General features: G+C 66.7%; 14 protein-coding genes. 6 read left to right on the top strand and 8 right to left on the bottom strand.

What is annotated here, in order from left to right; translation table 11 throughout:
- Positions 1-7 precede the first annotated feature (7 nt).
- Together fliR and nadC are read left to right on the top strand one after the other, a co-directional pair.
- Positions 8-793, top strand: coding sequence for a flagellar biosynthetic protein FliR (fliR, locus tag AC3WQZ_RS23120; RefSeq protein WP_011616678.1), 786 nt, complete (start codon positions 8-10; stop codon positions 791-793).
- Positions 794-916: 123 nt separating this feature from the next.
- Complete coding sequence (gene nadC / locus AC3WQZ_RS23115; RefSeq protein ID WP_010810400.1) at positions 917-1,750, top strand: carboxylating nicotinate-nucleotide diphosphorylase; 834 nt, start codon at positions 917-919, stop codon at positions 1,748-1,750.
- Positions 1,751-1,851: 101 nt separating this feature from the next.
- Here nadC and AC3WQZ_RS23110 read toward each other — a convergent pair whose 3' ends face one another.
- Positions 1,852-2,397 carry a MarR family winged helix-turn-helix transcriptional regulator gene (locus tag AC3WQZ_RS23110; protein WP_010810401.1) on the bottom strand — a complete coding sequence of 182 codons (546 nt, stop codon included), beginning with the start codon at positions 2,395-2,397 and terminating at the stop codon, positions 1,852-1,854.
- A gap of 354 nt (positions 2,398-2,751) precedes the next feature.
- Here AC3WQZ_RS23110 and phnN point away from each other — a divergent pair, with 354 nt between their 5' ends.
- The 3 genes from phnN (at position 2,752) to AC3WQZ_RS23095 (ending at position 6,830) form a co-directional block, all read left to right on the top strand.
- Positions 2,752-4,557, top strand: coding sequence for a phosphonate metabolism protein/1,5-bisphosphokinase (PRPP-forming) PhnN (gene phnN, locus AC3WQZ_RS23105; RefSeq protein ID WP_010810402.1), 1,806 nt, complete (start codon positions 2,752-2,754; stop codon positions 4,555-4,557).
- Positions 4,558-4,600: 43 nt separating this feature from the next.
- The gene (locus AC3WQZ_RS23100) at positions 4,601-5,593 is read left to right on the top strand and encodes a tripartite tricarboxylate transporter substrate binding protein (protein ID WP_010810403.1); all 993 of its coding nucleotides are present in this window, start codon (positions 4,601-4,603) and stop codon (positions 5,591-5,593) included.
- Between the two features lie 511 nt (positions 5,594-6,104).
- On the top strand, positions 6,105-6,830 hold the full coding sequence (locus AC3WQZ_RS23095; RefSeq protein ID WP_492301341.1) for a hypothetical protein: 726 nt from the start codon (positions 6,105-6,107) through the stop codon (positions 6,828-6,830).
- 90 nt (positions 6,831-6,920) lie between these two features.
- Here AC3WQZ_RS23095 and AC3WQZ_RS23090 read toward each other — a convergent pair whose 3' ends face one another.
- On the bottom strand, positions 6,921-8,150 hold the full coding sequence (locus AC3WQZ_RS23090; protein WP_492301340.1) for an RtcB family protein: 1,230 nt from the start codon (positions 8,148-8,150) through the stop codon (positions 6,921-6,923).
- Between the two features lie 75 nt (positions 8,151-8,225).
- Positions 8,226-9,191, bottom strand: coding sequence for a threo-3-hydroxy-L-aspartate ammonia-lyase (locus AC3WQZ_RS23085; protein WP_010810406.1), 966 nt, complete (start codon positions 9,189-9,191; stop codon positions 8,226-8,228).
- 336 nt (positions 9,192-9,527) lie between these two features.
- Here AC3WQZ_RS23085 and AC3WQZ_RS23080 point away from each other — a divergent pair, with 336 nt between their 5' ends.
- Positions 9,528-10,979 (top strand): serine hydrolase, encoded by a 1,452-nt coding sequence (locus tag AC3WQZ_RS23080; RefSeq protein ID WP_010810407.1) that lies wholly within the window; start codon positions 9,528-9,530, stop codon positions 10,977-10,979.
- 111 nt (positions 10,980-11,090) lie between these two features.
- On the opposite strand, the gene dmpG is transcribed toward AC3WQZ_RS23080, so the two are convergent.
- The 5 genes from dmpG to dmpE are packed head-to-tail and all read right to left on the bottom strand — an operon-like array spanning position 11,091 to position 14,964.
- Positions 11,091-12,155, bottom strand: a complete 1,065-nt coding sequence (gene dmpG, locus AC3WQZ_RS23075) for a 4-hydroxy-2-oxovalerate aldolase (RefSeq protein WP_010810408.1) — start codon at positions 12,153-12,155, stop codon at positions 11,091-11,093.
- 17 nt (positions 12,156-12,172) lie between these two features.
- Entirely contained in the window at positions 12,173-13,117 is a 945-nt protein-coding gene (locus AC3WQZ_RS23070; protein ID WP_010810409.1) for an acetaldehyde dehydrogenase (acetylating), read from the bottom strand.
- A 24-nt stretch (positions 13,118-13,141) separates the two neighbouring features.
- The gene (thmT, locus tag AC3WQZ_RS23065) at positions 13,142-13,360 is read right to left on the bottom strand and encodes a 2-hydroxymuconate tautomerase (protein ID WP_255266301.1); all 219 of its coding nucleotides are present in this window, start codon (positions 13,358-13,360) and stop codon (positions 13,142-13,144) included.
- Entirely contained in the window at positions 13,357-14,145 is a 789-nt protein-coding gene (dmpH, locus tag AC3WQZ_RS23060; protein WP_010810411.1) for a 2-oxo-3-hexenedioate decarboxylase, read from the bottom strand. Before dmpH ends, thmT begins: the two co-directional genes overlap by 4 nt.
- A 36-nt stretch (positions 14,146-14,181) precedes the next feature.
- Positions 14,182-14,964: a 2-oxopent-4-enoate hydratase gene (dmpE, locus tag AC3WQZ_RS23055; protein ID WP_454749405.1), complete on the bottom strand. Its 783-nt coding sequence runs from the start codon at positions 14,962-14,964 to the stop codon at positions 14,182-14,184.
- Positions 14,965-14,969: the final 5 nt, after the last annotated feature.

The raw sequence follows: 14,969 nt of genomic DNA, 5'->3' as shown, positions 1-14,969 counted from the left end.
CCCGCCCGTGGTCGAATTCACCTCAGCCCAGCTCTACAGCTGGCTCGCGGCGTTCCTGTGGCCTTTCTTCCGCATCCTGGCCCTGATCGGCACCGCGCCGCTGTTCGGTGAGTCCACCATCCCGCGCCGCGCCAAGATCGCGCTGTCCGCGATGGTCGCGGTGGTGGTGTCGCCCACCATCGCGCAGCTGCCGGTGGTGCCGGTGTACTCCTTCGGCGGGCTGATGATCATCCTCAACGAAGTCGGCATCGGCCTGGCCACCGGCTTCGCCATGCGGCTGGTCTTTGCCACCGTGCAGCAGGCCGGCGAAATCATCGGCCTGCAGATGGGCCTGTCCTTTGCCTCGTTCTTCGACCGCGCCGCCGGTGGCCAGACCATGGTGCTGTCGCGCTTCCTGAACCTGATCGCGATGCTGCTGTTCCTGGCGCTGGACGGCCACCTGCTGATGCTGGGCGCGCTGGTCGACAGCTTCAGCGGCCTGCCCATCGGCGGCACGCCGCTGTCCGCCGGCGGCGCCATGGCCGTGGCCCGCGCCGGCGGCATGGTGTTCTCGTCCGGGCTGCTGCTGGCGCTGCCGATGATCGCGGCGCTGCTGACGCTGAACCTGGCGATGGGCATCCTCAACCGCGCCTCGCCGCAACTGTCGATCTTTGCGGTCGGCTTCCCGGTCACGCTGTCCGGCGGCCTGCTGGTGCTGATGCTGGTAATGCCGCAGATGGGCACCTACATGCAGCATATGATCGGGGCGGGGCTGGAGGCGGTCGGGACGGTGCTGGGGCAGTTTGCGCGGTAGGTTTGCGCTTTATCTTAGATCTCGAATATTACTTGACATGGCGCCTGAAAGGGCTAGTATTGCGCCATGTACTTCGATCTCTAAGATTTATGAGGTACCGCAACCACCGTTCAGGAGCCCTTCATGTACGACATTTTCGCCACCGACAAGCTGATCGACCTCTGGCTGACCGAAGACATCGGCATCTGCGACTTGACCGTCCAGACCATGATTGAACCGGGAGAGACCGGCACCTTCTGCATGAACGCCCGCGAGCCGATGCTTATCGCCGGCATCGACGTGGCGGCACGCATCTTCGCGCGCTACGATCCGACGCTGTCGGTCGATGTGCGCGTCGCCGACGGCGACAAGGTTGAAAAAGGCGCGGTGCTGCTTAACGTGAGCGGCAATGCACGCAGCGTCCTGACGGCCGAGCGCACCGCGCTGAACATCATGCAGCGTCTGTGCGGCATCGCCAACCATACGGCAACCTATGCCCAGGCCATTGCCCATACCAAGGCGCGCCTGATCGACAGCCGCAAGACCACGCCGGGCCTGCGCGCGCTGGAAAAGCATGCGGTGACCTGCGGCGGCGGCCTGAACCACCGGCTGAGCCTGGACAACGGCGTGATGATCAAGGACAACCACATCGCCGTGTGCGGCAGCATCGCTGCCGCCGTGGCACGCGTGCGCCGCAAGCTGCCCGTGCTGACCAAGCTGGAAGTGGAATGCGACCGGCTGGAACAGGTGCACGAAGCACTGGCAACCGGTGTCGACGTGATCATGCTGGACAACATGTCGGTGCCCGACATGAAGGAAGCCGTGCAGATCGTCAACGGCCGGACCAAAGTCGAGGCGTCAGGCGGCATCCGCCTGGAAACGATCCGGGCCGTGGCGGAAACGGGCGTGGACTACATCTCCACGAGCAAGATCACCCAGTCGGCCCCTGCCGTGGACATCGGGCTCGACGAAGCCTGACACCCGCGGGGCTCAGGCCCCCTGACCGATTCACGCCTTCTACCCAAGGCATTCACCCTTGCCGGTCTCGCCCGGCGAGGGTCTTTTCCGTTGCGGGTCGTCTACAGGTCCGAGAGCAGGCGCCCTACCTCCTGGGTGGACGGGACCCGCCGGCCATGTTCCGCCGACGCGGCTTCGTCGGCGACCAGCCGCTTCGCAATCGTGATCAGCACGCGGCGCGTGGTCAGCACGTCTTCTTCGCTCAGCCCTGCCACGCTGAGTTCATTCACCTCGGTCGCCAGCGGTTCAAGCTTGCGGCGCAGCCCGCGTCCGGTCTTGCTCAGGAACACATGCACCTTCTTCCTGTTGCCAGGAAGATGCGTGCGTTCCACGTAGCCCAGCGCCTCCAGCGCCTTGACTGCCGCAAACGTCGTCGGCTCGGTCACCCCGGCGCGTTCGCTCAGCTCTCGCTGCGACACGCCGTCATGGCGCCACAGGATACGCAGGATGGTCCAGTGGCCATACGAAACCGAATGTTCCGCCAGCCGCAGCTGCAGCGCCCGGATGTAGGCCCGGGCGGCATCCTTCACCAGGTGGGCAAGCCGTTCTTCATCGGCTTCATCCGCAGGCGTGATCGGGACCGGAGCATCCGGTTTCTTTGTGGCCATAGTCGTGAGGGAAAGTAGAGCGTATGCATGCGGCAGCGGACGGCCCGGTGCCAGCGACAGCGCACATGATAGCGCCTCCGGCGCTCGCACGCCGACATCACCGCTTCATCGGCCATGCCTCTCCATGTAGCGTTCACTCCATCAGTGCACGATGCCCGCAACCCATGCATGAGGCACCGTCACTGCGCACCCGTATCCCCGTGTTTTCCCCTACAAGTCCGCGAATCCCGCGTACACACTGGATTTGCGGGCGCTGGCCCGTTGTTTGCATTACCTTAGACATCGAACTTATCTTGACACCCCCCTGGCCGGTGCTAGCATAGCCACATAACTTCGACATCTAAGGTAATACTCATGAAGGCGACCGGCACATTCTTCTTTGTTGTGGGGCCCAGTGGCGCTGGCAAGGACTCCCTGATCGACGGTGCACGTGCCGCGCTCGACGGCGACTACGTTTTTGCGCGGCGCGTCATCACGCGTCCCGACGGGTCTGCTGGCGAAGAGCACGAAGGTGTCACGGAGGCCGAGTTCGCGCGGCGCCAGCGAAGCGGAGAGTTCCTGGTGACCTGGGACGCGCACGACCTGCGCTACGGATTGCCCAAGTCCCTGATGTGCGAGCTCGAACGCGGCCGCAACGTCGTGGCCAATGGCTCGCGCGGCGTCATCGCGGAACTCGCGGCGCGCTTGCCCCGTTTCGTGGTGGTCCTGGTAACGGCACCGCATGACGTGCTTGCCCGGCGCATTGCCGCACGCGGGCGGGAATCGGGCGACCAGGTTGCCAGCCGCGTGGCACGCGCGGGAGCTCCGGTGCCGCCACACGTCCCGTGTATCACGGTGTCGAACCACAGCACGCTGGAAGCAGGCACGGCACGCTTTGTCGAAGCCTTGCGCACCGGCACCAGGACATCCGCCGCCGAACGGCCGGCCAGCCGCACCAACCTTATGGCCAAGCTGCGCGGCGAGCCGCTCGACGAAGCGGCCTACGTTGCCGTGCTGCAGGACGCCATCGCCGGGCGCTACACCGAGGCCGAGCTGACCCAGTTCCTGGTTGCCGCAACCCGCACGCTCACGGACGAGGAAGTGGTGGCTCTGGCGCGCGCGCGTACCGCCTTCACACCCCGCATCGACTGGGACGAACCGGTAGTCGTCGACAAGCATTCGATGGGCGGCGTTCCCGGCAGCCGCATCACGCTGATCGTGGTGCCGATCGTCGCGGCCTACGGGCTGGCGATGCCCAAGACATCGTCACGCGCGATCACCTCTGCCGCCGGCACCGCCGATGCCATGGAGACCATCGCACGGGTCGACCTGGCGCATGAAGACGTGCGCCGATGCGTGGCCCAGGCACGCGCCTGCATCGCCTGGAACGGACGGCTGAACCATTCCGTGGTCGACGATGTGATGAACGCCATCACGCGACCGCTGCGGCTCGATTCGCGGCGCTGGTCGGTGGCGTCGATCCTGTCGAAAAAGTACACCGCCGGCGCCACCCACGTCATTGTCGACCTGCCCTACGGGCCGCAAACCAAGCTGGCAACACGCGCCGACGCCGAGGCGCTGGGCGCGCTGTTCGAACACGTCGGCAAGGGACTGGGCCTGCACGTACGCGCACTGGTCACGGACGGCAGCGGCCCGATCGGCCGCGGCATCGGCCCCGCACTGGAAGTGCGCGACGTCCGACTCGTGCTCGACAACGCTCCCGATGCGCCCGCCGACCTGCGCGACAAGGCCCTGCGCTTTGCCGGCGAAATCATCGCATTCGATCCCCGCGTGGACTCCCCCGAACACGGCATGCAAATTGCGGCGGCGCTGCTGCATGAAGGCAAGGCCAGGGCCGCGTTCGATCGCATCGCCGCCGCGCAGGGCGTTCGCTGCGATCCAGTGGCGCCGGGTACGCATACGCTGGTCGTTCCCGCCACCACGCGGGGCCGGGTGGCGGGCGTCGATGGCCTGCAGATTTCCGGCGTGGCGCGCGCCGCCGGCGCGCCGCGCGATGGCGGTGCCGGGGTCGACATGCTGTGCGCGATCGGTGCAAAGATGGCGCCAGGGCAACCGCTCTACCGTATCCACGCGGACTCCGCTGAAGCGCTAGAGGCGGCTGCAGCACTGGTGCGCGCCGGCGGCGAGTGCTGCCAGGCGGTGCGTATAGACCCCGATTGACCTGCTTTCCCGCTTCCTTCACCCTAACCGACGAGGCATATCAATGAGACCCCTATCCGTCGTCAGCAGTCTGGCATCGCTCCTGTTTGTCGCAGGCAGCCTGGGCACCCTGCCCGGGCGCGCCGAAGCCAATATCGCCAGTACCTTCCCGCAAAAGCCGATCCGCATGGTGGTGACGTTCCCGGCCGGAGGGGGGACCGATTCTCTCGCGCGCCTGATCGGGGCCGACATCAGCAAGTCGCTGGGACAGCCGGTGGTGATCGACAACCGGCCCGGCGCCAGCGGCAATATTGGCGCCGAGTTCGTCGCCAAGAGTCCTGCCGACGGCTATACGCTGCTCATCGTCAACAGCAGCTTTGCCATCAACCCGAGCGTCTTCAAGAAGCTGCAGTTCAATCCCAAGTCCGATTTCAGCGCCGTCATCACCTTCGCTTCGGTGCCATCGGTGATCGCCGTGCCATCGCACTCGAAACTCCGCACCTTCAGCGACCTGCTGGCGGCGGGCAAGAGCCCATCACCCCCCAGCTATGCGTCGTGCGGCAACGGCACCCCGCAGCATCTGGCCGGCGAACTGCTCAAGGTCTCGGCAAGGATGGACATGCTGCACGTGCCGTACAAGGGTTGCGCCCCCGCCATCGCCGACGTGCTCGGCAACCAGGCCGATGTCAGCGTCAACACGCTGACCAACACCATCCCCTACCTGAAAAGCAACAAGCTGCGCGCGCTGGCCGTCACGTCGAAGGCACGCTCGCCGTTCCTGCCCGACGTACCCACCGTGAGCGAGCTTGGCGTGGCCGGCTATGACGTCGACCAGTGGTTCGGCATCCTCGCCCCGGCAAATACGCCGCCCGAGATCGTGCAAAGGCTCAACACGGAAATCGCCAGGGCCATCGCCAGGCCCGAGGTCAAGGCATCGCTGACGCAGCTCGGCTTTGCCACGACGACAAGCACGCCTGCTGAATTCCAGAAGCTGGTGAGCGCCGACATCGATCGCTGGCAGAAATTCACGACGAAGATAAATCTGCTCGTCGACTGACCCGGCTGGGGCACCCGCCAGGCCACAGCAGACGGATCCCCCGACTTCCCGTAGTACATCGTTGCCACGCGGGCGCAAGCCAGCCCCCGTGAGAGCGCGTTCGTGCCTGCGGGACAGCCGCGACAATCCGGTGGCCCCGGGGGGGCGCATGCCAACTGGCCATCAGGCCGGATCAGAATCCGACCGTCGCCGACATCATCAAGGTTCACCTGCAGCGATGGGGCGCCGATGACGGCGCGTATCAAAAACGGAACCGATCTTGTTGTTTCGCATGTTTGCCGAATATACACGCTTGAAAAAACGTAGAAGAATCAAACGCGATGGCATGGATGGCATATTTGTTGCGCGAGAATTTTCGCGACGCCATCGTAAGCCAAGCCTTCCCGGCAGCCTGGCATTTTGAGGATCGGCAGGAACGAGAAGCCTGCGATTTACGCCAGAGCCTTCCTTTCCTGCCGCGGCGCGCCTTACAAAGATTTCGAATCCGGGGCACTTCCGTCAGGAGCCGGCGATGCCCAAGAGATTCTTATTTTTGTTCGCATTCTCGTTCTTACTTGGCAGCTGTGGCGGCGGCGGAGATGACGGCGGCAGCAGCGAGGCAGCGAGTCCGCCGGCGCAAACTCTGACAGTGCCGCTCACCACCGCCATGGCGGCGCTGGCGGCCAACGGCATAACCGCGAATTTTTCCATCTCCGGTTCAGTCGAGAATAAGCCAGTTTCAGGCTCAGGAACGCTCAACGCGGCGCCAGCCGATTCCGCCACGCTGAACAGCGCCGTTGTCCTGAAGACCACCGAAACCGTCACAGGCACAGTCATCACGAACGGAAACTCGGAGCCGTTTTCGGGCACCAGGTTTATCTTCAGAAACTCGGCAACCTTTGCCGTGGTCGCTATCGACCAGGGGGCGGATGGTTATGCGGCTTTCGCCGACTACACATTCCCGGCAACTGTAAAGGCTGGCGACTCCGGCCCGCTGGCAACCGCCACGATTTTCTCGGACAACACGCAAGCCGCGAAACTGGGCTCGCTCACCCAGTCCTTTTCCGTGGCACCCGATTCTGGGACCACGCTCCTCGTGACATTCCTCAACACAGAGTTCGATAACAACAATGCCCGGGTCGGAGAGGAGGAAACCACGTTCCGGATCGACACCAGCGGAAACATCAGCTTTGTCTCGTCCAAGTTCACTTTCTTCGGTGCAAACGGACAACCGGTGAGCACGCTGATCTTCCAGTAGAGTGGCCCCGGCTGCAATGCCTCTGCGCAGGGCGGATTCAGTGCCGGATGCCCCTGCCAGAGGCCGCTCGGCGGCGAGGGCAACCGCCGTTCAGCCTTTCACGCACACCACCTGCCGCAACGTGTGCACGATCTCCACCAGGTCAGCCTGCGCCGCCATCACCGCGTCGATGTCCTTGTACGCCATCGGGATCTCGTCGATCACCGCGGCGTCCTTGCGGCATTCGACCCCCTCGGTCGCATGCACCTGGTCGGCCACGGTGAAACGGCGCTTGGCCTCGCTGCGGCTCATGGTGCGCCCCGCGCCGTGGCTGCATGAGCAGAACGATTCCGGGTTGCCCTTGCCGCGCACGATGAACGAGCGCGCGCCCATCGATCCCGGGATGATGCCCAGCTCGCCCACGCGCGCACTGACCGCGCCCTTGCGCGTTACCAGCACGTCGGCGCCGAAGTGATGCTCCTTCTGCACGTAGTTGTGGTGGCAGTTGACCGCCTCCAGCTGCGCCTGGAAGGGCTTGCGCAGCACGCGCTGCGCAGCGGCCAGCACCGCCTCCATCATCAGCTCGCGGTTGCGGCGCGCGTAGGCCTGGGCCCATGACACGGCGAAGATGTAGTCCTCGTAGTGCGTGGAGCCTTCGACCAGGTAGGCCAGGTCGCGGTCCGGCAGGTTGGCGAGGTGCTTGCGCATGTCCTGCTGCGCCAGCGAAATGAAGGTCGTGCCGATGGCATTGCCGACGCCGCGCGAGCCGCTGTGCAGCATGAACCAGACTGCCTGGGCCTCGTCCAGGCACACCTCGATAAAGTGGTTGCCGGTGCCGAGCGTGCCCAGGTGATTGCGATGGTTGGTGCGCGCCAGGTGCGGATACTTGTCGGTGATGCGGCGAAAGCCCGGCGCCATTTCGGCCCATGCCGCGTCAACGGGCGCCGGCGCCGAGCCCCAGGCCCCCTGGTCGCGCCGCCCGCCCTGCGCGGTGCGACCGTGAGGAACGGCGTGCTCGATCGCGCTGCGCAGCGGCCCGAGGTTGTCGGGCAGGTCAGCGGCGGTGAGCGAGGTCTTCACGGCCATCATGCCGCAGCCGATATCCACGCCCACCGCGGCGGGAATCACCGCGCCCACGGTCGGGATCACCGAGCCGATGGTCGAGCCCTTGCCCAGATGTACATCCGGCATCACCGCAACATGGCGGAAGATGAACGGCATCCGCGCCGTGTTCAGCAGTTGCTCGCGGGCAGCGCCTTCCACCGGGACGCCGCGCGTCCACAGCTTGACCGGCTTGCCGGCGCCGGTGTCCAGCACATCATAGTGGCGATTGTCCGTCATGGCCGCCCCTGGCTTTGTCGTCGCGGATTGCAGGTTAGACGGCCAGGGCCAGTCCAGGATTCCCTGCCGCCCGACTCAGCCCAGCAGGAAGCTGCCGAAGGCGCCCAGGTCGACATTACCGCCCGAGATGATGATCCCCACGCGCTTGCCCTTCACATCCAGCTTGCCGTGCAGCACCGCGGCGGCGGCCAGGCAGCCGGTGGGCTCAGCCACGATCTTCATGCGCCCGGCGAAGAACTTCATGGTGTCGACCAGTTCCGCATCCGACACCGTGACGATGTCCGTCACCAGCTCGCGGATCACGGCAAAGGTGTGGTTGCCCAGGAACGGCGTCTGCGCGCCGTCGGCAATGGTGCGCGGGGTGTCGATGCGGACGATCTCGCCGCTGCGCAGGCTGCGCTGGCCATCGTTGCCGGCCTCGGGTTCGACGCCGTACACGGCACAGCCGGGCGACATCGCCCGGGCCGCCACCGCGCAGCCCGACAGCAGCCCGCCACCGCCGAGGCACACCACCAGCATGTCCAGCGGCCCGGTTTCCTCGAACAGCTCCTTGGCCGCCGTGCCCTGCCCCGCCATCACGTGCGGATGGTCATACGGCGGGATCAGCGTCATGCCGCGCTCGGCGGCGATGCGCCGGCCCAGCGCTTCGCGATCGTCCTGGTAGCGGTCGTACAGCACCACTTCGGCGCCATAGCCGCGCGTGGCTTCGATCTTGATCGCGGGGGCGTCCTGCGGCATCACGATCACCGCCTGCACGCCCAGCAACCGGGCCGACAGCGCGATCGCCTGCGCATGGTTGCCGGAAGAGAACGCCAGCACGCCGCCCGCCTTCTGCTGCGGCGTGAACTGGGCGATGGCGTTGTAGGCGCCGCGGAACTTGAAGGCGCCGATGCGCTGGAAGTTCTCGGCCTTGAAGAACAGCTGCGCGCCGGTGGCCACGTTCGCGGTGGCGGAGGTCAGCACCGGGGTGCGGTGAGCCGCCGCGCGGATGCGTTCGTGTGCGGCGGCGACGTCGTCGAAGGAGATAGGCAGGGCGGTCATGGCGGTGGCAAGGAGGCTGGGACCGGCCAGTTTACCCGCCCCGGGGCCACCTTGCAGCCAGGCCGGCCCGGCGTGGCGCTATGCCGCGGCCCGCCTGTGCGCCGCGCGCCGCTGCGTGGCCAGCGTATCGGCACCCCGGTCCGTGCTCCTGTTGCGCTGGCTAACGACGCGACGCGCCGAACTGATCCCTACGAGAGAGGGGCATGGCGTGGCCAGCAGGAGGAATGGCTGTCAACGCTGGGGATGTTGCAAGCAAGGCACGGTCACTTCGACCCGGCGATGACTGCGTCGCCAGGACATGGCAGCATACGGAGCCCATGCCCCCAGGAATGCCCCATGCTGAACGGATTCGATGCACTGGTCGAAGAGTCGATGGCGGACTGGAAGATCCCCGGGCTTGCGCTGGCCGTGATCCGCGACGGCGAGCCCGTCCTGATGCTGGGCTACGGCGTCCGCGACAGCGCCGGATCAGCACCGGTGACAACGGCCACGCAGTTCATGCTGTGCTCGATCACCAAGTCCTTCACCGCGGCCGGCCTGGGCCTGCTGGTGGACGAGCGCAGGCTGGACTGGGCCACGCCCGTACGCGACCTGATCCCGGGATTCCGGCTGCACGATGCCGTCACCACCGAGCGCATCACGGTGCGCGACCTGCTCTGCCACCACAGCGGCATGCCGCGCCACGACTGGCTCCATACCCCGGGCGACCTCGACACCGGCGAACTGCTGGCACGGCTGCGCCACCTGGCGCCCAGCCGTGACCTGCGCGAACGCTGGCAGTACCAGAACCTTGGCTACGTGATCGCCGGCCATGTGGCCGAGCGCCTCAGCGGCCAGCGCTGGGAGGACTTCACCGAGGAGCGCCTGCTGCGGCCGCTGGGTTTCTCACGCTTCGGTTTCTGCGCCGAGGCCCTGGCCGCCGCTCCCGACCACGCGCACCCGCATACGATGGTTGCAAGCGAGTGCTTGCGTGCGAACTGGTCCTCCATTGTGAAGCCGGCCGGTGGCCTCGCCACCTCGGTGGAGGACCTGGCGAAATGGATGCGCTGCCTGCTGGATGAAGGCAAGGTTGGCGGGCGTGCCCTGCTATCGCCGGCGATCGTGCGCGACATGATGACGCCAGGCGTGCATATCGGCATGTCGGAGTTCCCGGAGGTCGGCGATCAGCATTACGGCCTTGGCCTCACGGTCGAGCAATACCGCGGCGAGCGCACGGTCTCGCACAGCGGCAGCTGGCTGGGCTGGGCGGCGCTGATGACGCTGATGCCATCCAGGCGTATCGGCATTGCGGTGCTGACCAACCGGGCACCCAGCGCGGTGACCGCGCTGCTGACCTATGCGGCCCTGGACCAGTTGCGCGGCCATGCGCCCATCGACTGGCTCGGCCGCATGCGCGCCCGGCGCCAGGAAATGCTTGCGCAGCTGCGGGTCGACAAGTCGGCACGACAGGCGCGGCAACACACCGGCACCGCTCCCAGCCATCCGCTGCACGACTACGCCGGCGATTACTCCCATCCCGCCTACGGGCAGATCACCATCGATACCGATGGCGATGCACTCTCCTGGCGCTGGCGCGGCATGTCCGGCCAGCTCGCCCATCGTCATTACGATGTGTTCACCACCGCCGAAAAACCCGCCGAAATCCATCCTGACAACCTGGCCCTCACCTTCCTCTACAACCGGGAAGGCACCATCGACCGCATTGCGGCACCGCTGGAACCGCTGGTCGACGATATTGTCTTCCACCGCATGGCAAGCGGCGACGCGACCACGGCGGGGACCGACTGACGCGCAGGTTGCCGCGCAGCCGGCCCTGGCCATTGAGCGTGAGCGGCCCGATGCTGGCGATCGTTGCGGCGCGCGCCGCGCCGGCGTCGCCCTGACCGCGCCTGCCGACGGTCAGGCCACCGCCGCCGACGGCACTGCCTGCCCCGCCTGAGCACTGCGCCGCGCCAGCAAATCCAGCGCCACATCCACGATCATGTCTTCCTGCCCGCCCACCATGCGCCGCCGGCCCAGCTCGACCAGGATGTCGACCGTGCCCAGGCCGTAGCGCGCCGCGGCGGCCTCGGCATGGCGCAGGAAGCTTGAATAGACCCCGGCGTAGCCCAGCGCCAGGGTCTCGCGGTCGACGCGCACCGGGCGGTCCTGCAGCGGGCGCACGATGTCGTCGGCGGCATCCATCAGCGTGTAGAGGTCGCAGCCGTGCTGCCAGCCCAGGCGTTCGGCGGCGGCGATAAAGACTTCCAGCGGGGCGTTGCCGGCGCCGGCACCCATGCCGGCCAGGCTGGCGTCGACGCGGTCGCAGCCCTCTTCCACCGCGACGATGGAATTGGCCACGCCCAGGCTCAGGTTGTGATGGGCGTGCATGCCGGTCTGGGTTTCCGGCCTGAGCACATCCTTGAAGGCGCGGAAGCGCTCGCGCACGTCCTGCATGCCCAGCGCGCCGCCGGAATCGACCACATACACGCACTGGGCGCCGTAGCTTTCCATCAGCTTCGCCTGCTGCGCCAGCGCCGCGGGCGTGGTCATGTGGCTCATCATCAGGAAGCCGACGGTGTCCATGCCGAGTTCGCGCGCATATTCGATGTGCTGGCGCGAGACATCGGCTTCGGTGCAGTGCGTGGCCACGCGCACCACGCGCGCGCCGGCATCATAGGCGGCGCGCAGGTCGTGCACGGTGCCCACGCCCGGCAGCAGCAGCGTGGCCACGCGGGCATGGCGCACGGTCTCGGCCACGGCGGCGATCCATTCCAGGTCGGTATGGGCGCCAAAGCCGTAGTTGAAGCTGGAGCCCGACAGCCCGTCGCCGTGCGCGACCTCGATCGAATCCACGCGCGCGGCGTCGAGCGCGGCCGCGATGCGGCGCACGTGCTCCAGGCTGTACTGGTGGCGGATGGCGTGGCTGCCGTCGCGCAGCGTCACGTCCGAGATGTAGAGCTTCTTGGTGGGTTGTGCGGTCATCTTTGTCTCCCTGCGGCTCATGCGGACAGCCGGGTCTCGGCCAGGCGCTCGGCGCAGGCCAGTGCGGCGCTGGTCATGATGTCGAGGTTGCCGGCATAGGCCGGCAGGTAATGGGCGGCGCCCTCCACTTCCAGGAAGATCGAGGTCTTGAGCCCGCTCATCGGTCCCAGGCCGGGGATATTCAATGGCGCCGACGCGGCGATACGCTCGAACTGCACGCGCTGCTTGAGCCGGTAACCCGGTACGTAGCCCTGCACTGCCTGCGCCATCGCTTCGACGCTCGCCGCAATTTCCGCTTCATCGCCGTCCTCCGACAAGGTGAAGACCGTGTCGCGCATCATCAGCGGCGGTTCCGCCGGGTTGAGCACGATGATGGCCTTGCCGCGCGCGGCGCCGCCCACCGAGCACAGCGCCTGGCTGGTGGTCTCGGTGAACTCGTCGATATTGGCGCGCGTGCCCGGCCCGGCCGACCTGCTCGAGATCGACGCCACGATCTCGGCGTAGTGCACTCTGGCCACGCGCGACACCGCCGCCACCATGGGGATGGTGGCCTGGCCGCCGCAGGTGACCATATTGATGTTGGGGGCATCCAGGTGCTGGTCCAGGTTGACCACGGGCACCACGTACGGGCCGATCGACGCCGGCGTCAGGTCGATCACGCGCACGCCGTGCTGCTGCAGCACGCGGTTGTGATGCGCATGAGCACCGGCCGAGGTGGCATCGAAGGCGATGCGGATATCGCCGAAGCCCGGCATGCCGACCAGCCCGTCGATGCCCTCGGCCGTGGTCGGCACGCCCAGGCGCGCGGCGCGGGCCAGCCCGTCCGACGCGGCATCGATGCCCACCATGGCGCCCATCTCCAGGCTCCGGCCGTGGCGCATTACCTTGATCATCAGGTCGGTGCCGATATTGCCGGAGCCGATGATGGCCACCTTGTGGTGGCCGCTTGCTTTCATGTCCATGTCGTTGTCCTTATCGCGTGGGCGTCAGCGGCCCAGTTCCGTGGCGGTCTTGCCGCCGATGCCGAACTGCGCCTTCGGCACCTCGGTGATCATCACGCGCACGGTTTCCACCGGTGCGCCCACCGCTTCGACCGCGGCATCGGTGAGCGCGCGGATCAGGCGCGCCTTCTGTTCGTCGGTACGGCCTTCGATCAGGAAGACCTGCATGATTGGCATGGTGTGTCTCCTTGCTACGCGGTTCAGGTGAAGCGCATCGATACCGTGCCCAGGTGCTGGTAGCGAACGGTGATGTTGTCGCCGGCCGCCACCGCGATGGCCTCGGTCACGCCGCCGGTCATGATGAAGGTGCCCGCCGGCAGCTCGCGCCCGCGCGCCCCAAGCATATTGGCCAGCATGGCGACGCTGTTGGCCGGATGCCCGAGCACCGCCGCGCCGGCCGCGGTGGCCACCACCTCGCCGTTCTTCTCCAGCACCACGCCCAGGTTCTTCAGGTCCAGCCCCTCGGCGCCGCGGTGCGTGCCGCCCACGACGAAGCGCGCCGACGAGGTGTTGTCGGCAATCACGCTCTTCAGGTCGAAGCGGAAGTTCTCGTAGCGCGAGTCGATCACCTCCACCGCCGGCACCACGAAGTCCGTCGCGGCCAGCACGTCGCCGATATGGCAGCCAGGCCCCTTGAGCGGCGCCTTCAGCACGAAGGCGATCTCGGCTTCCACCTTGGGATGGATCAGCGTGCCGGTATCGATGGCGGCGCCGTCCATGCAGGCGCCATAGTCGGTGAGGAAGCCGTACACCGGGTCGCTCACGCCCATCTGGCGCATCTTGGCGAACGAAGTCAGGCCCATCTTGAGCCCGGCGATGCGGGTGCCGCGCGCCTCCTTGCGCGCGCGGATGGCGTCCTGGATGGCGTAGGCGTCGTCCCAGTCCATGTCCGGGTATTCGTCGGTGATCTTGCGCACCGCCTCGCGCTGCAGCTCGGCGTTCTCCAGGTGCTCGGCGAGCCGGGCAATGGTGTCGTGTGTCAGGTTCATGGCATGTCCTGCGCTGAATTGAAAAATGGGTCGGGTTCAGGCGAAGCGCACGCCGGCCGAGCCGATGCCGCCCAGGCTGATGCGCAGCTGGTCGCCGGCGGTTACGGGCACCATCGCGGCAAGAGAGCCAGACAGGATCACCTCGCCCCGCTTCAGGCCAATGCCCAGCCGGCCAAGCGTATTGGCCAGCCACGCCACCGCATTGACGGGATGCCCGAGCGCGGCCGCGCCGGCGCCGGTAGCGACGATCTCGCCGTTTTTCTCCAGCGTCATGCCGACCGTGCCCAGGTCCACGCTGCGCGGGTCCACCGCGGCATCGCCCAGCACGAACACGCCTGACGATGCGTTGTCAGCCACGGTGTCCTGGATGCGGATCTTCCAGTCGCGGATGCGCGAGTCGACGATCTCGAAGCAAGGCAGCACATAGGCGGTGGCGCGCAGCACGTCGGCATTGGTCACGCCCGGCCCCTCCAGGTCTTCCTTCAGCACGAAGGCAATCTCGCCTTCGGCCTTGGGCGCGATCAGGGTGTCGGCGGGAATCGCCGCGCCGTCGGGGTAGACCATGCCGGACAGCAGGTGGCCAAAGTCGGGCTGGCGCACGTCGAGCATGTCCATCACCACGCGGCTGGTCACACCGATCTTCTTGCCGACCACGCGCTCGCCGGCGTCGAGCCGATGCTGCACCATCGCCAGCTGGATGCGGTAGGCATCGTCGATGCTCAGCTCCGGCCATGATTCGGTCAGCGGCGCCACCGGGCGACGGGAGGCCAGCGCATGGTGCAGGCCGGCGCCGATCTCAAGGATAAGTTCGTTATGCATGACGG

The organism is Cupriavidus sp. FW305-26 (assembly GCF_058787975.1).
This window is presented reverse-complemented; position numbering and strand designations above follow the sequence as displayed.